Origin of the sequence: Curtobacterium sp. MCBA15_016 (genome assembly GCF_001865105.1) — a bacterium.
Taxonomy (GTDB): domain Bacteria; phylum Actinomycetota; class Actinomycetes; order Actinomycetales; family Microbacteriaceae; genus Curtobacterium.
Genome location: NZ_MJGR01000045.1, coordinates 99,980 through 119,961 on the forward strand (window position 1 = coordinate 99,980; position 19,982 = coordinate 119,961).

Below are 19,982 nucleotides of genomic sequence, written 5' to 3' on the forward strand. Positions count from 1 at the left end.
GTGCCAGCTGGCACCGCGCCTCCCGTCCGTCGTCGGCTCGCGACCACTGCACGGCGCAACCCGCCTGTTCGGCATCCCCCCACGAAATGCCGACCTGACGAACGGGCACGCGCCTGGCAGAGTGGGTGCCGCTGGCCGACGCGCTGGTTCAGTTTTACCATGTCTGAGACAGATGTACAGGGCGGGGAGACATGATCGAGTACACCGACGACGACGCACACCGACGCGAGCTCTCACGCAAGCTGCAGCTCCTGATGGACGTCGTCGAGGCCAACTCCGGGCAGCGCCCCTCCTACAAGGAGATCGTGGCGGAGATCGAGGCGCAGGGCGCCTCGATGAGCCGACCGCGGTGGGGCTACATGCTCGGGGGCAACGGGCCGGCCGTCCGTGACCAGCGCCTGCTCGTCGCGCTTGCCGGCTACTTCGGTGTGCCGTCCGAGTACCTCACCGACGCCGCGGGCAACACGGACGTCCCGGAGCGGGTGCAGGCGCAGCTCGAACTCGTCCTCGAGCTCCGCAAGCGTGAGGTCGTGGCGTTCGCCACCCGGCGACTCGGGGAGTTCGCCTCCGCGGCCGAGATCCGCGACTTCACCGAGCACGTCCGGCGGCTCGACGACTCCGGGTCGACGCCGTGAGCGCGTTCGCCGACCGGATCGGCGCCCGCCGCCAGCAGGCCGAGGCCCGGCGCAGCGTGCAGCGACTCGGACTCCCCCGGCGACTGACGCTGCCGGAGCTGCTCGTCCGCGCCGAGTCCGCCCTCGGCAAGCCGATCCGGCTCCGCACGACCGCACTGCCCGGTGACCTCTCCGCCCGGCTCATCCAGCGCTCCGACCACGCTCTGCTCGAGACGCGCCCCGACCTGTCCGAGCGCTCCCGGGTGGCCTGCGTGCTGCACGAGCTCGCGCACGTGTTCCTCGCCGACCCGGGCTGTGACCACGAGGCGTACACGGGGCTGCTCACCGGACGGACGGCGTTCACCCGGTCGCTCGACACCCCGCACGAGCAGGCGGTCGAGCTCGTCGCCGACCAGCTCGCCCTGCGGATCGGGCTGCTCGACCCCGACACCGCGCCGCGCGGGATCTTCCGGTGACGCTGCACGTCTGGGGATCGCTCCCGGTCTGGCTGATCCTGGCCGTCCTCGTCGTCCGGCTCTGGCTCGTCCGGACCCAGTCGGCGAGCGTCACCTGGCTCATGGTCTGCTGCGCGTTCGTCGCCGTCGGGCTGAGCATCAACCAGCCCGACGTCGTGACGTTCCTCGGCGGGCTGACCCGCACGCCGAACGTCGCGGACCTGCTCGGGCGCTGCCTGATGGTGTGCGGCCTGTTCGCCCTCGCGCAGTCGGTCGAGGCGGCCGCCCGGTCCGCGCGGCTGCTGCGACCGAGTCGGCTCGTCGGCGTCGCACTGGTCCTCGTCGCGCTCGTCGTGCTGTTCGTGCTGATCGACGCCCCCGAGCCCACCTCTCAGTTCATGGTCGAGTACGGCGACCAGCTGCCCACCGCGCTCTACTCCGCGGTGGAGATGACGTACATCGCCGTCGTGATCACCCGGTCCGCGCTGGCCGTCCTCCGCGGCTTCCGCGAGGGCGACGGTCTCGGACGCATGTACTGGCTGTTCGTCGTCGGCGCCGCGGCGATGGTCCTGCTCGCGGCCATCGCGGTCGCACTCGACGCCGTGCACGTGCTCGGCCTGGACGCTGCGGTCCGGGTGCTTGGCGCGGTCTACGCGCCGGTCTTCCTCACCTCGATGGCCCTGCTCGCCGTGGGTGCCGCCGGCGGGGTGCTGCCCGACGCGGCCCGCGAGTTCCGCGACTGGCGGGCCGCCCGGGTCCGCTTCCGGACGCTGGAGCCCGAGCTGCGGCGACTCGAGGGCGCGTCCGGCAACCGGGGGCTGTACTTCACGATCGCCTGGCAGCGTCGCCAGTGGCGGAGCCGACTGCACCGGCTGTCCGTCGAGATCGAGGACCGCGCGCGTGAGGCCGGGCAGGACGTCCCGGCCGCCGCGACGCTCACCACCGCACGACTGGAGGAGACCACATGACCGGTGGACGCATCGCCGCACTCGGGACCGCAGCGGGTGCCGTCGGGACGCTCGGGCTGGGCGCGTTCGTCGCACGTCGGCTGCTCTTCCCCACGCCGTACTCGGCGACCGCCACCGTGCGGGGCGCCACCCCGACCGAGGCCGAGTTCGTGGCCACCCGCGACACCCGCCTGACCGGGACGTACCGGCTCACCCGTGACGGCCAGGACGTCCGCGTGCAGGACGTCCTCGACATCGACGGGGACACGGTCCGGCGGCGCACGGACGGCCCTGCAGCCGTCGGCGAGTGGGGCTGGGACGCGCTGCTGTACGACGACCTCGCGGACGTCCCCGGCGACGAACCGACCGACGTCCCCGGCGACGAGCCGACCGACGTCCCGGGCAACGAGCCCACGCACGTCGTCCACGTGCACGGGCAGTCGCTCGGGCCGCGGCAGGTCCTCCGGGGCATCCCGGTCTGGCGTGCCCTCGGCGCGACGTCCGAGGTCGTCGACACGACCGACCTCCCGCTCCGCTCGCTCGACCCCGGCGCGGTCGACCGCATCGTGACGGCGGTCCGGGCAGCCCGGGGCCGCGGGGTCACCCGGGTCGTGCTGCAGGGCTGGTCGGCGGGGGCGCTCGCGTGCTCGGTCGCCGCCTCCCGGGTCGAGGTCGACGGCCTCGTCGGGATCTCGCCGCTGCTCAGCGTGTCCTCGGCGCTCCGCGGTGCGGTGTCCGGCGCGCACCTCCCCGCGTTCGTCGGCACGGTCGCGGCACGGATCGCGACCACCGGCGTGCTGTCACGGCTGGCCGGCGCCGCTGCTCCCGTCCAGACGACCGCGTGGCAGGCGTCGGCGACCCCGACCCTGCTCGTGCACTCGGCGGCCGACGCCCTCGTCGCCGAGGCCGACGTCGCCGCGCAGACCGCGCGTCCGGGGACCCGGGCGGTCGCGTTCCGGACCGCGCCGCACACGCTCGAGTGGAACGAGGACCCGGAGCGCTGGGAGCGGGCCGTCCGGGACCTCGCGGCCACCCTCTGACGCGAGACGCAAGACGCGGGACGCGAGACGCTGGACGCGAGACGCGCGCCGAGCGCCGAGCGCCCCGGCGACGTGCAACGGCCCCGGTCTGCGAACAGACCGGGGCCGGCGCGTCTCGACCTGTTGGGGGGAACCGGTCGAGCGCTGCGTGCGAGGTGTTGGGGGGAACCCCTCGCGCGCAGTCACCACCGTACCCCCGGACGGGGGCCCGTGGTACCGCGACGCGCGAACCGTCCCGGGTCTGGGTCGGGCGACATCGCGTCGCGCGTAGCGTCCGGCGCATGGACGATCAACCCGAACCCGAAGCCCACGAGCGTCACCGCTCCGTGGCAGACCTCAACGACGAGTCACTCGGACGCCCCTTCGACCAGACCAACGGCCTGGCGGACGGACTGAGCGGCGACTCGGACGGCACGGCCGAGAGCGAGCAGCCCGGCGTGCACAAGCGACACGAGAAGCGCGAGAAGCACCGCGGGCGCGACCACCAGGGGTGACCGCACCCACGACGTGACGGGAGGCGCGGTGCCAGCTGGCACCGCGCCTCCCGTCATGTCCGTGACCGGGTCCTAGGACTCGATCTCGCCCTGCGGCGTGTCCGTCGCCTCGACGGCGGCCGCGCCGGCGAGGACCTCTTCGCGCCCCGGCTGACGCCCGGTCTCGAACTGAAACTCGCCACCGGTGAAGTCGACCTTCACGTGGTCGCCGGCCGTGAGCTCACCCTGCAGGATGTGCTCGGACAGCTGGTCCTCGACCTCGTGCTGCATCGCGCGGCGGAGCGGGCGGGCACCGAGTGCCGGGTCGAACCCGACCTTGATGAGCTGCTCCTTGGCGGCGAGCGTGAGCTCCACCGTCATGTCGCGGTCGAGCAGACGGTCCGCCAGGCGCTTCACGAAGAGGTCCACGATCTGCAGCAGCTCGGGCTGCGAGAGCTGCGGGAACACGATCGTGTCGTCGACGCGGTTGAGGAACTCGGGCTTGAAGTGCTTCTTGAGCTCCTCGTTCACCTTCGAGCGCATGCGGTCGTAGCCGACACCGGAGTCACCCTCGACCTGGAAGCCCACCGGGCCACCGGCGATGCCCTGCGAACCGAGGTTCGTGGTCATGATGATGACGGTGTTCTTGAAGTCGACCACGCGGCCCTGACCATCGGTCAGACGACCCTCTTCGAGGACCTGCAGCAGCGAGTTGAAGATGTCCGGGTGGGCCTTCTCGATCTCGTCGAAGAGGACCACGGAGAACGGCTTGCGGCGCACCTTCTCGGTGAGCTGGCCACCTTCCTCGAACCCGACGAACCCGGGAGGGGCACCGAAGAGTCGCGAGACGGTGTGCTTCTCGCCGAACTCCGACATGTCGAGGGAGATCAGCGCACCCTCGTCGTCGAAGAGGAACTCGGCGAGGGCCTTGGCGAGCTCGGTCTTCCCGACGCCCGTGGGGCCGGCGAAGATGAACGAGCCGGAGGGACGGTTCGGGTCCTTCAGGCCGGCGCGGGTGCGTCGGATGGTCTTGGAGAGGGCCGAGATGGCCTCTTCCTGACCGATGACGCGCTCGTGCAGTGCCTTCTCCATGAAGACGAGCCGCGAGGTCTCCTCTTCGGTGAGCTTGAACACCGGGATGCCCGTGGCCTGCGCCAGGACCTCGGCGATGATGCCCTCGTCGACGGTGCCGGACGCGGCGACGTCACCCGCACGCCACTGCTTCTCGAGGCGGAGACGCTCGCCGAGGAGCTTCTTCTCCTCGTCACGGAGCGAAGCGGCCTTCTCGAAGTCCTGCTCCTCGATCGCGGCTTCCTTCTGCCCGCGGACCGCCGAGATCTTCTCGTCGAACTCGCGGAGCTCCGGCGGCGCGGACAGGATCGACAGGCGGAGGCGTGCACCGGCCTCGTCGATCAGGTCGATCGCCTTGTCCGGCAGGAAACGGTCCTGCACGTAGCGGTCCGCGAGGTTCGCCGCGGCGACGATCGCGCCGTCGGTGATGGACACCTTGTGGAACGCCTCGTACTTGTCGCGGAGGCCCTTGAGGATGTTGATCGCGTGGGGCAGCGACGGCTCGTTGACCTGCACCGGCTGGAAGCGACGCTCGAGTGCGGCGTCCTTCTCGAAGTGCTTGCGGTACTCGTCGAGCGTGGTGGCACCGATGGTCTGGAGCTCACCGCGCGCGAGCAGCGGCTTGAGGATCGAAGCGGCGTCGATCGCGCCCTCGGCAGCACCGGCACCCACGAGGGTGTGGATCTCGTCGATGAAGACGATGATGTCGCCGCGGGTGCGGATCTCCTTCGTGACCTTCTTGAGGCGCTCCTCGAAGTCACCGCGGTAGCGGGACCCGGCGATGAGCGACCCGAGGTCGAGCGAGTAGAGCTGCTTGTCCTTCAGCGTCTCGGGCACGTCGCCCTTGACGATCGCCTGGGCGAGGCCCTCGACGACGGCGGTCTTGCCGACGCCGGGCTCACCGATCAGGACGGGGTTGTTCTTGGAGCGGCGGGAGAGGATCTGCATGACCCGCTCCATCTCCTTCTCGCGGCCGATGACCGGGTCGAGCTTGCCGTCACGCGCCGCCTGGGTGAGGTTCCGACCGAACTGGTCGAGGACCTGCGAACCCTGCTGGGCGTTCTGCTGCTGCTCGCCGCCGACGGCGACCGCTTCCTTGCCCTGGTAGCCGGACAGGAGCTGGATGACCTGCTGACGGACGCGGTTGAGGTCCGCGCCGAGCTTGACGAGCACCTGGGCGGCGACGCCCTCGCCCTCGCGGATGAGGCCGAGGAGGATGTGCTCGGTGCCGATGTAGTTGTGGCCGAGCTGCAGCGCCTCGCGCAGGGACAGCTCGAGCACCTTCTTGGCGCGCGGCGTGAACGGGATGTGCCCGGTCGGCTGCTGCTGGCCCTGCCCGATGATGTCCTGGACCTGCTCGCGGACGGCATCGAGCGAGATGCCGAGCGACTCCAGCGCCTTGGCGGCGACGCCCTCGCCCTCGTGGATGAGGCCGAGGAGGATGTGCTCGGTGCCGATGTAGTTGTGGTTGAGCATCTTCGCTTCTTCTTGAGCGAGGACGACAACACGACGGGCTCGGTCGGTGAATCTCTCGAACATGTGCTCTCCCTTGCCGGGCTCGTGGAAGTCCGGTGACGTACATCGAGAGTAACCAGCGCACCCCGGGTGGTCTGCCCCTGTTCGCCGTGGGCGTGACCTCGTTGCGTCCGGTGAACAGGGGACGGTCGGGAGGCGCGGTGCGGGTCCGCCCCGGAGCCTGCGCCCGGTGGTGCTCACGGGGGTCGCGCGGCGGGTCGCGACGGGTGTCGGGGCGGCGCGGGGCGGCGCGGAGCGCGGGGCGCAGGGCGCGGGGCGCGGGGCGGGGTGTGTCAGGCGCGTCGTGCGGCCCGACGCAGGGCGCGGCGGAAGCGGCGCGGGTCGACACCGAGACCGTCGAGGACGTCGTGCGCGGCCCCGGTGAACGGATCGTCGATGCCGTCTAGCACCGCGAGCAGCACGTGGTGCGGTCGGACGCGTTCCGCCGGGCCGGCGAGCTGTGCGGCACGTGCCAGCACCCGCGCCGCGGCCGGTGTGCACGTGACCCGGTCGGGCGAGACCGGTCCGGGTGCCCCGGCACCGACGAAGGCACTGCTGGCGGTGCGGACGCGGTCGGGCGTGACGCCGTGCGCGTCGAGGACGTCGAGGAAGCGGGGCATCCCGCTGCAGAGCGTGACCGCGGCGACGAGGAGGTGCTCGGCGTCGAGGAAGCCGAACCCGGTCTCCAGTGACTCCTGTTCAGCGAGGAGCACGATCTCGCGTCCGTGCCGGAGTGTGGGCAGGGCGACGGAGAGCGTGGCGATCTGCATACATGCAGAATATCTCATGTGTGACGGGTCCACCAGAGGAGATCCCGGGCGCGATCGGTACGATCGCGACCATGGAGCAGCCCGTCGTCGGACTCGTCGTCCACCCGACCAAGAACGTGCAGGAGTCCGTCGCGACCCTGCAGCGCTGGAACGCCACCGGCCGCGGACGCCTCGTCGCCCGCCGCGCCGACGTCCAGCGCATCGGCGGCGGGGTCGACGTGATCGGGGACGAGGACTTCACGGAGGAGGTCGACCTCGTCGTCGCACTCGGCGGGGACGGCACGATGCTCGGGGCCATGCGGCTCGTGGCGAAGCGTCCGGTGCCGGTGCTCGGGGTCAACTACGGCAACGTGGGCTTCCTCGTCGAGATCGAGCCGCCCGAGCTCGAGGTCGCGCTCGAGCGGCTGTCCGCCGGCGACTACCAGCTCGAACCGCACCACGCGCTCGAGGCCCGGCTGTTCTGGAGCGGAGCCCGCACCGACTACCTCGCGTTCAACGACCTCACGATCGTGCGACGTCCCGGCGCCGGGCAGGTGTCCGCTGACCTCAGCGTCGGCGGGCTCGGGTACGGGTACTACCGGGCGGACGCCATCGTCGCCGCGACCCCTGCCGGGTCCACCGCGTACAACTACGCCGCCGGTGGCCCCGTCCTCTCCCCCGCACTGTCCGGCTCCGTCGTGACCCCGGTCGCACCGATGGCCGGGATCGACCGTGCCGTGGTCCTCGCCGCTCGCGAGCGCTACCGGTTCGACATCGCCGAGGGCACCCGCAGCGCAGCGCTCGAGGTCGACGGACTCGTCGTCGGCGAGGTCGCCACCGGTGCGCAGATCGACGTGCGGCTGCGGAAGGACGCCGGCAGCGTGGTCCGCCTCGACGCCGAGCGCCACGGGCGGACCGGACGCGTGAAGCTCAGCCTGCTCGACCTGCCCGTGCGACCGGACCAGCTCATCGAGCTCATCCCCCAGGACCTCCGCCAGAAGCTCGGGCGCGAGGTCGAGGAGTAGCGGACCGCGCCCTGCCCGACCCCGGGAACGTGAATGGCCCGCTCACGCCGAAGCGCGAGCGGGCCGTCCCATCACCCCACCGGATCGTCTTCCCACAGAACGACCCGGTTCCCCGTGCCGGCACTCACGCGCCGGCCGAAGTCCACTGACCTAGTCGGTCAGGTACAGCTGCATGTCCTGCGAGACCGCCTTGGCGAAGAGCCGCAGCTTGGCGCGGGACTCCACACGGCTGACCGCCTGGCGGGTCGTGTGGACGATCTTCGAGATCTCGTCGAGCGTCATCGGCTTGTCGTCGTCGAGGCCGTAGCGCATGCGGATCACGTTCGCCTCGTCGCTCGGCAGTTCGGCGACGATCGAGCGGATGTCGCGGTGGAGCAGCGTCGTCTCGGTCAGCTCGTTCGGGGACGCGGCGTCCTCGTCCTCGATGAAGTCGCCGAGCTCGCTGTCGTCCGAGTCGCCGACCACCGTGTGGATCGACACCGGCTCGTGCGAGCGGCCCTTGAGGTCGACGAGCTCGTCGACGCTCATGCTGAGCTCGGCCGCGACCTCGTCCGGCATCGGCGCGCGGCCGAGGTCGACGGTGAGGTCGCGCTCGGTGCGGGAGATCTTGTTGATCAGCTCGACCGTGTGGACCGGGATGCGGATCGTGCGGGCCTTGTCGGCGAGACCGCGGGAGATCGCCTGACGGATCCACCAGGTGGCGTACGTCGAGAACTTGTAGCCCTGCGTGAAGTCGAACTTCTCGACCGCGCGGACCAGGCCGAGGTTGCCTTCCTGGATGACGTCCATGAAGGGCAGGCCGCGCTGCGAGTAGCGCTTGGCGATGCTCACGACGAGGCGGAGGTTCGAGGTGATCATGCGCTCCTTGGCGCGCTCACCGTCACGGACGAGCCAGCGCAGTTCACGCTGCAGGGTCTTCGCGAGGCCCTTCTCGGTGGCGAGCTTCTCCCCGGCGAAGAGGCCGACCTCGATGCGGCGGGCGATCTCGGCTTCTTCCTCGGCGGTGAGGAGCGAGAGACGGCCGATGTGGCGGAGGTAGTCACCGACCTGGTCGACCGAGGCGCCGCGGACACCCGCGAGCTGCTCGTCGGCCTCGACCTCGGTGTCGAGCGTGGTGGTCTCGACCGCGGTGACCGGAGCCTTCGCTGCGGTCGTCTTCTTGATGCGACGTGCGGTGGTGCCGGTGGTCGTCGTCTTGGGTGCTGCGGTTGCGATCGTCATGATGACTCCCTGCGTTCGACGGGTGATGACCTCGTTGGGGGTGTCACGAGTAAAGCGTTCCGGAGGTGTACCCCACAAACCGATCGGATCGATTCTCAGGCTTCTCCGTGCTTCACCATGGATACCGTCCCCCGAGGGGTACAGCCTGTCGTCAGTCTGGTCCCCCGCATGGTCGAGAATCAAGGGGATGTCGCCGTGTTTCCGGCGTTGCATCGGTGTTTCTTGCTCGTTTCCGATCCTGTACCCCGGGTCGCCGCGTCCAGTGGACACGAAAAAGGGGTACGGCGGTCCGGATCGTGGCGATCCGGTCGTCGTACCCCGAAAACCGAACGGGCGGGGGTCACCAGGAGGGCTCGAGCCACCCCTCGCGACGCTTCGAGACCTCGAGGTCGGCGTCTCGGTCGAACTCGTCGTACTCGCTCTCGATGTCGCCGACGAGGCTGCGGCCGGTGAAGACGCCCCCGCGGTTCGCGAGGACACCACCGGAGATGATCTGCGTGATGGACATGCGGACGATGCTCACCCCGGCAGACGACGTCGGGGTGAACGGCCGGTGACGGTGTCCGGACGCTCAGACGTCGATGTCGTCGTCGTCGCCCTCGCCGTCGGGCCACACGGTGTCGTCGCGAGCGGGATCCGCGACCGCCGGGTGCCCGAAGGCGTCATCGGGATCGAGGTCGGCGAGGTCGGGGTCGGGCTGGGGTTCGGGGTCCCTGCCGTCCGGGGTCGCGCGCATGCACGCCAGGGTCGCACCGCGCGGTGAACACCGGGTGACGTCGACCGCGGGCGGCCCCTTGATCGAGAGCGGGTTACTCCGCGGAGGCGGGGGCCGGTGCCGGCACGCCGTGCTCACGCTCGAAGCGGGCACGCTCCTCGGCCTCGACCTTGGCGTACGCGGCACGCTCGGTGCGGTCGGCCCGCATGATGGCACGCATCACGAACCAGAAGATGAGGCCGACCACGACGGTCGGCGTCAGGGCGAAGATGATCCCGGTCACGACTCCATGCGGCACCCGAGCATCCTAACCCCCGGAACGGAGCCGTCAGCTGGGTCCTACTTCACCAACGGGAACAGGATCGTCTCGCGGATGCCCAGGCCCGTGATGGCCATGAGGAGCCGGTCGATGCCCATGCCCATGCCCCCCGACGGCGGCATCGCGTGCTCGAGTGCCCGCAGGAACTCCTCGTCGACGCGCATGGCCTCGAGGTCGCCGCCCGCAGCGAGCTTCGCCTGCTCGACGAACCGCTCCCGCTGCACGACCGGGTCGACGAGCTCGGAGTACGCCGTCGCCAGCTCGAAGCCACGGACGTAGAGGTCCCACTTCTCGACGATGCCCGGACGGCTGCGGTGCTCGCGGGTCAGCGGCGAGGTGTCGACCGGGAAGTTCATCACGAACGTCGGACGGTCGAGCGAGTCGATGACGAAGTGCTCCCAGAGCTCTTCGACGTACTTGCCGTGCGTGGCGTGCGCGACCTCGACGCCCTCGGCATCGGCGAGCGCCCGCAGTTCGGACAGCGGCGTCTCCGGGGTGATCTCGCGACCGGCGGCCTCGGACAGCGACCCGTACATGTCGATGCGCGGCCACTCGCCGCCGAGGTCGTACGTCGTGCCGTCCGCCCAGGTGACCTCGAGCGAGCCGCCGGTCACGGCACGCGCGGCGTTCTGCACGAGCTCCTGGGTCAGGTCGGCCATCTGCTCGTAGTCGCCGTACGCCTGGTAGGCCTCGAGCATCGCGAACTCGGGCGAGTGCGTCGAGTCGGCGCCCTCGTTGCGGAAGTTCCGGTTCACCTCGAACACCCGGTCGATGCCGCCGACGACGGCGCGCTTGAGGAAGAGCTCCGGCGCGATCCGGAGGTACAGCTCGGTGTCGAACGCGTTCGAGTGCGTGACGAAGGGGCGCGCCGAGGCACCGCCGTGCTGGGTCTGCAGCATCGGGGTCTCGACCTCGAGGTAGTCGTGACCGGCGAAGGTCTGCCGGAGCGACGACATCACCGCGGCACGGGCGCGGACGGTGGCCCGGGCCTCCTCGCGCACGATGAGGTCGAGGTAGCGCTGGCGGACCCGCGTCTCCTCGTTGAGTTCGTTGTGGAGGTTCGGCAGCGGCAGGATCGCCTTGGCCGCGATCTGCCAGTCGTCGACCATGATCGACAGCTCGCCCCGCCGCGAGGAGATCACCCGGCCGTGCACGAACACGTGGTCCCCGAGGTCGACGAACTCCTTCCAGCGCGCGAGCGACTCCTCGCCCACCTCGGCGAGGGACACCATCGCCTGGATGCGGGAGCCGTCACCGGACTGCAGGGACGCGAAGCAGAGCTTGCCGGTGTTGCGCGAGAACACGATGCGGCCGGCGATGCCGACGACGTCCTGGGTCTCCTCGCCGGTCTCGAGGTGCGCGTACTGTGCACGGACCGCGGGGATGGTGGTGGTGACCGGCAGGCCGGCCGGGTACGCCTCGATCCCCGACTCGAGGAGCTTCGCCCGCTTGTCGAGCCGGACCTGTCGCTGCTCGCTGGTCTCCGCCGCGGCGATCTCGGCGGCGGAGGGCTCGGTGGCGGGTGCGGTCTCGTCGGTCATGCTGGTGCGGCTCCGATGGTCGTGGGGGTCCCGGAAATCGTACAGCGCAGCCGGACTAGAGCGTCGCCTGCCCGTCGGCCGCCGCGAGCGCGTTGTCGACGGCCGTGCGGACCAGCGCTCCGAGGACCCGGCCCGGGTACTCGACCCCGATGCCGGACAGCGTGCCGGCGGACTGGTCGACGATCGCGGTCGAGAAGCTCACCGCGGCGCGGACGGCGTCGGCGTAGGCGGGCCGGTCCTGCTCGGTGACGACGAACGGCTCCGCACCCATCTCGACGACGAGCGCCTGCGCGATGGGGAGCACGGGCGACGGTGCGGTCACGGCGCAGTACGCGTCGCGGAGCCGGACGAGGTCGACGCTGGTTCCGGTGAACGCCATCGCGGGGTGGATCGCGAGCGGGATCGCCCCCGCGGCCGTCGCCGGTGCGAGGATGCCCACGCCGTGGTCCGGGCTGGTGTGCACGACGAGCTGCCCCGGCTGCCAGATCCCGGCGTCCGCGAGTCCCTGCACGAGGTCGGCCAGCTGGTCGTCCGGCACGGCGAGGAGCACGAGTTCGCTGCGCTCGACGAGGTCGGGGGTCTCGAGGACGGGTGCGCCGGGGAGCATCGCCTCGGCGCGGTCGCGTCCGGCCTCGGACACGGCCGTCACGCCGACGACGGCGTGCTCGGCGTTCGCGAGCGCTGCTCCGAGGACCGGTCCGACCCGTCCGGCGCCGAGGACGCCGACTCCCAGCCGTCCGGCCCTCACCGCGCGGCTCCCGGCGGCGGGGTGTCGCCCCAGGGCGATCCAGGAGGCACGGTGCCGGTCGGCCGCACCGGCTCGGCGCCGCCGGGTGCGCGCTCTGGCGACGACTGCTCGCGGTCCACCGCGTCCACTCGTCGCTCTGGTGACCACTCCGGGGCCGCGGCCGGCGCGACGGGGGTGAGCCGCGCCTCCCGTTCGCGCCACCGGTGGGAGGTGTCGGCCGCAGCCGCCTCGACCGCGCGGGCCGAGGTGTCCGACCACAGCTGCTGCGCGTCCCGCGCGTCCAGCGCACCGATGCTCGCGGAGACCGGGCCCTGCACGGTCTGCACGTGCACCGACGCGAGCCGCAGCGCACGCTCGAGCGGCCCCTGCGAGACCTTGACGCTCTGCACGCGCGGCAGCGGCACGATGACCAGCGAGCGCCAGACGGCACCGAGCCGGAGCAGGACGGCGCCCGGGACGAAGCGGTAGCCGTTGCGGCGGAACGCGAACGGGCGGAGCCAGGCGCCCCGGCGCGGGGAGTGCACGAACCCGCCGCGGTCGCCCGTGGTGGTGAGGCTGTCGTCGACGACGTCCACGGCCTCGGCCGAGCCCTCGCGGAGCTGCTCCTGCGAGGCGGCGGGACCGGCGACGGCGGTGCCGACGAGGCCGGGGAGGATGATGTCGAGGACCTCGCGGACGTCGCGCGCGGTGCCGACCGGCAGGACGATCGACGAGACCTGCTGGTTGTTCGAGGCCCCGTTGCCGGCGTTCGTCGCACGGTTGATCCGGACGTCCCACCAGCCGAACGGCCGCCAGAGCAGCGGCTGCGCGACGCTCACGGCGTGGATGCGGCCGGGCGGCAGGGTCTCGTTCGAGGTGGACACGAGCCCGAAGCCGATCCGGATGCCGTCGCGGGTCTCGGCGATCGTGTACTGGAGCGAGCGGGAGAACTTCCGGACGTAGTACCCGCCGGCGCCGATCACCGCGGGGAACAGGCCGAAGAGGATCCCGTACTCGCCGGTGAGCGCCACGCTGACGATCATCGCGGCGACCGCGGCGAGGATGAACACCGTCGTGCCGGAGAGCAGCATCGACGCGATGAGCCGGCCGGGGTGCACCTTCACGATGCGCGTCGCGCGGACCGCGGCGGGGTCGAGCTCCGGCGAGAAGATCTCGTCGACACGGTCCTGCAGCACGCCGTTCGACGCCCGGGCCGGGTCGTGCTGCCGCTCGTCGTCCTTCGCCCCGGAGGCCAGCACGAGGATGCGCTGCCGCAGGTCGTCCGCAGCCTTGACCCCGAGGTAGGCGAGCTGCACGTTCGCGTCGTTGCCGGCCTGGGCGATCTCCAGCTTGGCGGTGCCGAAGATCCGCGGGATGAGCGGCCGCGAGATGTTGATGCCCTGGATGCGGTCCAGCCGGGCCTTGCGGTTCGTCCGGAAGAGCACGCCCGAGCGGACCTCGACGATCTCGCCGGTCACCCGGAACTCGTGCATGCGCCAGGAGAGGGTGAACAACGCAAGGAGTACCAGCAACAGCACAGCCACGCCGAGCAGCACCCAGCCGACGACGCCGTGCTCGTAGACGTACCGCACGGGGTCGCCGTCGTCCTGCGGGCCACCGCCGGGGATGAAGAACTCGACGAGCTGGTCCCGCAGGCTGTTCAGCACGTAGCCGAGGATCACGATGAGGAAGATGCCGCCCTTGAGCAGCGGCGTCAGCGGGTGCATGCGGTGCCACTCGCCGTCGGTCAGCGGCGCGGCAGCGGCGGCGTTGCCCCGGTGCGGCGGAGCGGGCGGAGGCGGGCCGGGTCGGAAGGTCATGCGGCCCTCCTAGAGCCCGGCGCGGCGGGACTCGGCGAGCTCGACGAGCCGGTCGCGCAGCTCGTCGGCATCGGCGAAGGGGATGCCGGGGATCCGGACGTTGGTCGATGCGGCCGCCGTGACGAACTTCAGCTCGCTCATGCCGAGCACCCGGTCGAGCGGTCCGCGGTTGACGTCGACGAGCTGCATGCGGCCGTACGGGACGGCGGTGAACCGCTGCCACATCAGGCCGCGCCGGAGGACGAGGTCGTCGTCACGGAGGGCGTACCCGATCGCCCGCACGCGTCGCGGCGTCAGGATCGCCGTCACGAGGGTGACGATCGCGACCGCGATCCCGATCAGCGTCCAGACGGTGCCCGCAGTGCCGGAGAACCCGCCGCTGACGACGCCGATGATGACGCAGCCGGCGGTCACCACGAGCCCGATCACGATCGTCGTGACGAGCTCGGTCCAGACGAGCTTGGGCGACACCCGGGTCCAGGTGGTGCCGGTCAGTCCCAGACCGGGCTCGTCGAGTCGTTCACGCGGCATCGCGGGCCTCCTGCGGTCGGGTCGTGCTGGGCGGTGCGCCGGGTCGTGCCGCCCGGTGTCAGTGCGCCTGCGTCGTGCCGCCCCGGGGGAGGTCGTCGTCGTCATCGTCCCCAGGAGGAGCGATGCACATGCGTTCGGCGACGAGTGCGCACACCGTCAACACGAGTCCACCCCCGACCGCCACGGCGTTCGGCAGGACCGAGCCTAGCGAAGGGAAGGCCGAGCGGGTCAGGAGGTACACGAGCAGGCCCGCACCGAATCCGCCGAACAGCGAGCCCGCGATGCTCGACGCCTTCGCGAGCACCACGACGCGGATCGCGTAGAGCGGGTCGACGGGGTGGGACCGGGACGCGCCGTCGCGAGCGTGCCGACGGACCGGCCGGGCCATCAGGACGACGGCGATGCCGATGAACGCGAGGGTGACGCCGAGGGGTGTCGCGAGGAACAGCGTCGGCGCCTGCCGCGACGCCAGGACGGCGTCGAGGGCGAAGCCGGCGACCGCCGCGACGACGGCGACGCTGAGCAGGGTGGAGGCGCGGGTGGGCTTCACGAATCGCTCGTCTCTGGCCTGGAGGCGCGGGTCGGCGCGTCGAAGAGGCGCGGCTCGTCGACGCGCTCCGTGTCGTCCCCCACCCGCTCGAGCAGGTCGGCGACCGGCCCGACACCCGGCAGGACGGCGTCCGGGTCGGCGTCGTGCCACGGCGCGAGCACGAACGCCCGCTCGCCGGCGCGCGGGTGCGGCACGGTCAGGGTCACGGTGTCGAGGGACAGGTCGTCGTACGCCACGAGGTCGAGGTCGAGCGTCCGGTCGCCCCAGCGGACCTCGCGCGTGCGGCCGTGGGTGTCCTCGATGCCGTGCAGGGCGTCGAGGAGCTCCTGCGGCTCGAGGTCGGTGTCGACGACCACGACGGCGTTCCGGTACCGGGGCTTCGTCGGGTCCGGGCCGTCGAGCGTGACGGCGACCGACTCGACCTCGCGGCTGGAGGCCACCGGACGCACCCCGGTGAGGGCGACGATCGCGGCGGCGGCGGCGCGCAGGGTGCTCCCCCGGTCGCCGAGGTTGGCGCCGAGGGCGACGACCGCCCGGCTCACTCTTCTTCCTCGACGTCGGACCCGGCGGCACGGACGCCGCCACGGGTCCGGCGGATCGTGATCGACACGTCGGTGAACGGCACCGTGATGGGCGCCTGCGGCTTGTGCACCGTGACCTCGGTCGCCAGGGCCGCACGGTGTGTCAGCACGGCGGCGGCGATGCGCTCGGCGAGGGTCTCGATGAGGTCGACCGGGTCGCGCTCGATCTCGGCGACGACCTGCTCGGCGAGCACGCCGTAGTGCACGGTCTCGTCGAGGTCGTCGGAGCCGGACGCGGCGCGGGCGTCGACCTCGACGGCGACGTCGACCACGAAGTCCTGGCCGTCGGTGCGCTCGTGGTCGAAGACCCCGTGGTGCCCGCGCGCGCGGACCCCGGTCAGTCGGATGGTGTCCCTCACGATCGAGCTGCCCTCCAGGCGTCCCAGACGTCGAGCACGGCACGGGTCGGTGCCGGGTCGTGCACGCGCACACCCCACGCCCCGCGTTCGGCGGAGAGCAGGCTGATGGCGGCGGTGGCGAGGTCGCGCTCCTTCGGGGCGGCACCGGCAGCGCTGCCGACCCCGTCGAGGAAGCGCTTGCGTGAGGCGGCGACGAGCACCGGCAGGCCGATCGACGCGAACCGCTCGTAGCCCGCCAGGATCTCCCAGTTCTGCACGCCCTGCTTGGCGAAGCCGAGGCCCGGGTCGATGACGACCTGTTCCTGGCGCACCCCGAGGACGATGAGCTCGGCGACGCGGAGTTCGACCTCGCGCCGGACCTCGTCGACGGCGTGCACGTACTCGGCGTTGCGGTACATCCGGTCGCTGTGCCCACGCCAGTGCATGACGACGAACCCGGCACCCGTGTCACGGACGACGCGCGCCATGTCGTCGTCGGCCAACCCACCGGAGACGTCGTTCACGATGGCGGCGCCGAGGTCCACCGAACGCTCGGCGGTCGAGGCGTTCATCGTGTCGACGCTCACCGTGATTCCCTCGGCCACGAGCTGCTGCACGACCGGGAGGACCCGCTGCTGCTCGACCTCGACGGGGACGCGCTCCGACCCAGGCCGCGTCGACTCCCCGCCGACGTCGACGATGTCGGCCCCGGCGGCGACGAGTTCACGGGCGTGCTGCACCGCGGCGTCGTACGCCTGGTGCAGACCGCCGTCGCTGAAGGAGTCCGGCGTGACGTTGAGGATCCCCATCACCCGGGTCCGGTCGTCGGCCGGCGCACCGCGGTCACGGTCGCGCCGCCGACCGGTCACGATCTCCGGCACCGGTGCTGGTGCCCGGAGGTCGATCGCGACCGTCGGCGGCTCGGCTGCTGCTGCCCGCGCCTGGCTCACCTCGGCGAGCCGACGCGAGCGCCTCGTCGGCAGGTCCGTCATGCCGGCCTACGCGGGGGCGATACCCGGGTTGCCGAAGGGACGGCGACGGGGCTTCGACGACTCGTGGTCGGACTGCTCGGACGCGGTCGAGGCGGCCTTGCCCGGCACCTCGATGGCGGGCAGGTTGCTCACCGGACGCTTGTCGCTGGAGAGCCACTGGGGGCGCTCCGGCAGCTTGCGGACGTCCTTGAAGATCTCGACCAGCTCCGGGGCGTCGAGGGTCTCCTTCTCGAGGAGCTCGCCGGCCAGACGGTCGAGGATGTCGCGGTTGTCGTTGAGCACCTGGTAGGCCTCGTCGTGCGCGGCCTCGAGCAGGGCACGGGTCTCGGCGTCGACCGTCTCGGCGATGTTCTCCGAGTAGTCGCGGCTGGTCCCGCCGCTCATGTCGCGGCCGACGAACGGCTCGCTCGACCCGGAGCCGAGCTTCACGGACCCGACGGCACGGCTCATGCCGTACTCGGTGACCATCTTGCGCGCGGTGCCGGTGGCCTTCTCGATGTCGTTCGACGCACCCGTGGTCGGGTCGTGGAAGACGATCTCCTCGGCGACGCGACCACCCATGGCGTAGGTGAGCTGGTCGAGCAGTTCGTTGCGGGTGACGGAGTACTTGTCCTCGAGCGGGAGCACCATCGTGTAGCCGAGGGCACGGCCGCGCGGGAGGATCGTGATCTTCGTCACCGGGTCGGTGTGGCGCATGGCCGCGGCCGCGAGGGCGTGACCACCCTCGTGGTAGGCCGTGATGAGGCGTTCCTGGTCGGACATGATGCGCGTGCGGCGCTGCGGTCCGGCCATGACGCGGTCGACGGCTTCGTCGAGGGCGCGGTTGTCGATGAGCTGCGCGTTCGAGCGGGCCGTCAGGAGCGCGGCCTCGTTCAGGACGTTCGCCAGGTCGGCGCCGGTGAAGCCCGGCGTCTTGCGGGCGAGGAGCTCGAGGTCGACGCTCGCGGCGAGCGGCTTGCCCTTCGCGTGCACCTCGAGGATCTGCTGGCGGCCGGCGAGACCAGGGGCGTCGACGCCGATCTGGCGGTCGAAGCGACCGGGGCGGAGGAGCGCCGGGTCGAGGACGTCGGGACGGTTCGTCGCCGCGATGAGGATCACGTTGGTCTTGCCGTCGAAGCCGTCCATCTCGACGAGGAGCTGGTTCAGCGTCTGCTCGCGCTCGTCGTTGCCGCCGCCGATGCCGGCGCCACGGTGACGACCCACGGCGTCGATCTCGTCGATGAAGACGATGGCGGGCGAGTTCTGCTTCGCCTGCTCGAAGAGGTCGCGGACACGGCTCGCACCGACACCGACGAACATCTCGACGAAGTCCGAACCGGAGATCGAGTAGAACGGCACGCCCGCCTCACCGGCGACGGCTCGGGCGAGCAGCGTCTTGCCGGTACCGGGAGGGCCGTACAGCAGCACGCCCTTCGGGATCTTGGCGCCGACGGCCTGGAACTTCGCCGGCTCCTTGAGGAACTCCTTGATCTCCTGGAGCTCCTCGATCGCCTCGTCGGCGCCCGCGACGTCGGCGAAGCTGACCTGCGGGTTCTCCTTGTTGTTCATCTTCGCCCGGGACTTGCCGAACTGCATGACCTTCGAGCCGCCGCCCTGGGCGTTGGCGAGGAGGAACCAGAACAGGGCACCGATGATGAGGAACGGCAGGAGGATGCCGAGCAGCGAGAGGAACCAGTTCGACTGCTGGACGGTGTCGTTGTAGCCCTTCGGCAGGTTCGCCTCGTTGACGGCCTGGATGACCTCTTCACCGCGCGGCGTCGAGTAGTAGAACTGCTCGTGCGCGTTGCCGTCCTTCAGGGTGAGGTCGACGCGCTGCTCGGTGGAGTTCACCACCACGGAGGAGACCTTGCCGTCGGAGAGCTGCTGGAGGCCCTTCTGCGTGTCGATCTGCTGCGTGCCGGACTGGCTGATGACAGCCCATCCGATCCAGATCCCCACGATCGCGATCAGCACGTAGATGTACGGCCCGCGAAGGATGCGCTTGAAGTCCATGTGATCCGGGCAGAGCGCCCGACACCTTTCTCTGCCGAAGTTGCGTGCTGATCAGCATACGGCTGCGATTCTGTGGCGAGAATGGGTGTCCTCTGCGGGCGAACTCCACCATTCCCCAGACCGAGCCGGGAGATGCACCACGGTGGGCGCCCCTCCCGGCTCGAGTCCGTCAGCTCACCGGGTCAACGGGTGAAGTCGAACGAGACCGTCCCGTTTCCGAGCTCGCCGTACTGCTGCACCTTGGCGCTGATGAGCCGGTGGTTCGGGATCTCGACGCTCCAGGCGCCGTCAGCGCCGGCCATCACCGTGTGGGTCCACACGTTTGCACCCGGGACCGGCTTGCCACCGGGGTTCGAGAGCGCCACCCGCACCTGCGACCACGACGTGGCCGTACCGGTGAGGCGCGTCGTGCCACCCGGCACGTACGACGTGTCGGAGGTCACCGCGAGCGGGCGGAAGACCGGCTTCTCGCCGTTCTCGTCGGACGCCTGCAGCTGCACGAGGATCCCGGCGTCGTTCGCCGCGGTCTGGCGCACCCGCACCTGGTGCTGCAGCCCCGCCACCGCGTACCGCGACTCGAACGACCACTTCCCGTCCGCATCAGCCGTCAGGTTCTCGGAGATGCCCGCCGAGTTGCCGAGGATGTTGATCGCACCGTTCGGCGTCGCCGTCCCCGACAGACGCACCTTCTGCCCCGGAACGTACGACGGCGCATCCACCGTCAACGGCTTGAACGACGCCGCATCCGCCTGCAGCTGCACGAGGA

The 19,982-nt window shown here is 71.0% G+C and carries 22 protein-coding genes; 6 read left to right on the forward strand and 16 right to left on the reverse strand.

Going from position 1 to position 19,982, the window contains the following annotated elements; genetic code table 11:
- Positions 1-191: 191 nt before the first annotated feature.
- The 5 genes from BIV03_RS16600 to BIV03_RS19245 all read left to right on the forward strand — a co-directional run bounded on the left by BIV03_RS16600 (position 192) and on the right by BIV03_RS19245 (position 3,550).
- Complete coding sequence (locus BIV03_RS16600; protein WP_070417311.1) at positions 192-635, forward strand: hypothetical protein; 444 nt, start codon at positions 192-194, stop codon at positions 633-635.
- Complete coding sequence (locus BIV03_RS16605; RefSeq protein ID WP_071296484.1) at positions 632-1,090, forward strand: hypothetical protein; 459 nt, start codon at positions 632-634, stop codon at positions 1,088-1,090. Before BIV03_RS16600 ends, BIV03_RS16605 begins: the two co-directional genes overlap by 4 nt.
- Positions 1,087-2,037 carry a hypothetical protein gene (locus tag BIV03_RS16610; RefSeq protein ID WP_071296485.1) on the forward strand — a complete coding sequence of 317 codons (951 nt, stop codon included), beginning with the start codon at positions 1,087-1,089 and terminating at the stop codon, positions 2,035-2,037. The genes BIV03_RS16605 and BIV03_RS16610 overlap by 4 nt, the downstream gene beginning before the upstream one ends.
- A complete protein-coding gene (locus tag BIV03_RS16615; protein ID WP_071296486.1) occupies positions 2,034-3,056 on the forward strand; it encodes a hypothetical protein in 1,023 nt (340 codons plus the stop codon). Before BIV03_RS16610 ends, BIV03_RS16615 begins: the two co-directional genes overlap by 4 nt.
- 281 nt (positions 3,057-3,337) lie before the next feature.
- Positions 3,338-3,550, forward strand: a complete 213-nt coding sequence (locus BIV03_RS19245; RefSeq protein WP_139199319.1) for a hypothetical protein — start codon at positions 3,338-3,340, stop codon at positions 3,548-3,550.
- 72 nt (positions 3,551-3,622) lie between these two features.
- On the opposite strand, the gene BIV03_RS16620 is transcribed toward BIV03_RS19245, so the two are convergent.
- Together BIV03_RS16620 and BIV03_RS16625 are read right to left on the reverse strand one after the other, a co-directional pair.
- Complete coding sequence (locus BIV03_RS16620; protein WP_070417315.1) at positions 3,623-6,139, reverse strand: ATP-dependent Clp protease ATP-binding subunit; 2,517 nt, start codon at positions 6,137-6,139, stop codon at positions 3,623-3,625.
- 269 nt (positions 6,140-6,408) lie between these two features.
- Complete coding sequence (locus BIV03_RS16625; RefSeq protein ID WP_070417316.1) at positions 6,409-6,885, reverse strand: Clp protease N-terminal domain-containing protein; 477 nt, start codon at positions 6,883-6,885, stop codon at positions 6,409-6,411.
- 71 nt (positions 6,886-6,956) lie between these two features.
- Here BIV03_RS16625 and BIV03_RS16630 point away from each other — a divergent pair, with 71 nt between their 5' ends.
- Positions 6,957-7,889: an NAD(+)/NADH kinase gene (locus BIV03_RS16630; RefSeq protein WP_071296487.1), complete on the forward strand. Its 933-nt coding sequence runs from the start codon at positions 6,957-6,959 to the stop codon at positions 7,887-7,889.
- Positions 7,890-8,039: 150 nt separating this feature from the next.
- Here BIV03_RS16630 and BIV03_RS16635 read toward each other — a convergent pair whose 3' ends face one another.
- From BIV03_RS16635 to BIV03_RS16695, 14 genes are all read right to left on the reverse strand, one after another.
- Positions 8,040-9,110 (reverse strand): sigma-70 family RNA polymerase sigma factor, encoded by a 1,071-nt coding sequence (locus BIV03_RS16635; protein ID WP_071296488.1) that lies wholly within the window; start codon positions 9,108-9,110, stop codon positions 8,040-8,042.
- Between the two features lie 340 nt (positions 9,111-9,450).
- A complete protein-coding gene (locus BIV03_RS19870; protein WP_156794796.1) occupies positions 9,451-9,618 on the reverse strand; it encodes a hypothetical protein in 168 nt (55 codons plus the stop codon).
- Positions 9,619-9,681: 63 nt separating this feature from the next.
- The gene (locus tag BIV03_RS19875; RefSeq protein WP_175475920.1) at positions 9,682-9,846 is read right to left on the reverse strand and encodes a hypothetical protein; all 165 of its coding nucleotides are present in this window, start codon (positions 9,844-9,846) and stop codon (positions 9,682-9,684) included.
- Between the two features lie 73 nt (positions 9,847-9,919).
- Positions 9,920-10,123, reverse strand: a complete 204-nt coding sequence (locus BIV03_RS16645) for a hypothetical protein (RefSeq protein WP_031262806.1) — start codon at positions 10,121-10,123, stop codon at positions 9,920-9,922.
- Between the two features lie 41 nt (positions 10,124-10,164).
- On the reverse strand, positions 10,165-11,685 hold the full coding sequence (gene lysS, locus BIV03_RS16650) for a lysine--tRNA ligase (protein WP_070417320.1): 1,521 nt from the start codon (positions 11,683-11,685) through the stop codon (positions 10,165-10,167).
- 55 nt (positions 11,686-11,740) lie between these two features.
- Positions 11,741-12,433: a Rossmann-like and DUF2520 domain-containing protein gene (locus tag BIV03_RS16655; RefSeq protein WP_254790934.1), complete on the reverse strand. Its 693-nt coding sequence runs from the start codon at positions 12,431-12,433 to the stop codon at positions 11,741-11,743.
- The gene (locus BIV03_RS16660; protein WP_071296489.1) at positions 12,430-14,232 is read right to left on the reverse strand and encodes a PH domain-containing protein; all 1,803 of its coding nucleotides are present in this window, start codon (positions 14,230-14,232) and stop codon (positions 12,430-12,432) included. The genes BIV03_RS16655 and BIV03_RS16660 overlap by 4 nt, the downstream gene beginning before the upstream one ends.
- A 9-nt stretch (positions 14,233-14,241) precedes the next feature.
- Positions 14,242-14,763, reverse strand: coding sequence for a PH domain-containing protein (locus BIV03_RS16665; RefSeq protein WP_070417322.1), 522 nt, complete (start codon positions 14,761-14,763; stop codon positions 14,242-14,244).
- Between the two features lie 58 nt (positions 14,764-14,821).
- Positions 14,822-15,313, reverse strand: a complete 492-nt coding sequence (locus BIV03_RS16670; protein WP_070417323.1) for a DUF3180 domain-containing protein — start codon at positions 15,311-15,313, stop codon at positions 14,822-14,824.
- The gene (gene folK / locus BIV03_RS16675) at positions 15,310-15,855 is read right to left on the reverse strand and encodes a 2-amino-4-hydroxy-6-hydroxymethyldihydropteridine diphosphokinase (protein WP_071296490.1); all 546 of its coding nucleotides are present in this window, start codon (positions 15,853-15,855) and stop codon (positions 15,310-15,312) included. Before folK ends, BIV03_RS16670 begins: the two co-directional genes overlap by 4 nt.
- Positions 15,852-16,253, reverse strand: a complete 402-nt coding sequence (folB, locus tag BIV03_RS16680) for a dihydroneopterin aldolase (protein ID WP_071296491.1) — start codon at positions 16,251-16,253, stop codon at positions 15,852-15,854. Before folB ends, folK begins: the two co-directional genes overlap by 4 nt.
- The gene (folP, locus tag BIV03_RS16685) at positions 16,250-17,224 is read right to left on the reverse strand and encodes a dihydropteroate synthase (protein ID WP_175475922.1); all 975 of its coding nucleotides are present in this window, start codon (positions 17,222-17,224) and stop codon (positions 16,250-16,252) included. Before folP ends, folB begins: the two co-directional genes overlap by 4 nt.
- A gap of 6 nt (positions 17,225-17,230) precedes the next feature.
- Positions 17,231-19,216, reverse strand: a complete 1,986-nt coding sequence (gene ftsH / locus BIV03_RS16690) for an ATP-dependent zinc metalloprotease FtsH (RefSeq protein ID WP_071296492.1) — start codon at positions 19,214-19,216, stop codon at positions 17,231-17,233.
- Between the two features lie 182 nt (positions 19,217-19,398).
- Positions 19,399-19,982 (reverse strand): hypothetical protein (locus BIV03_RS16695; protein ID WP_175475924.1); only part of this gene is annotated, 584 nt, incomplete at its 5' end.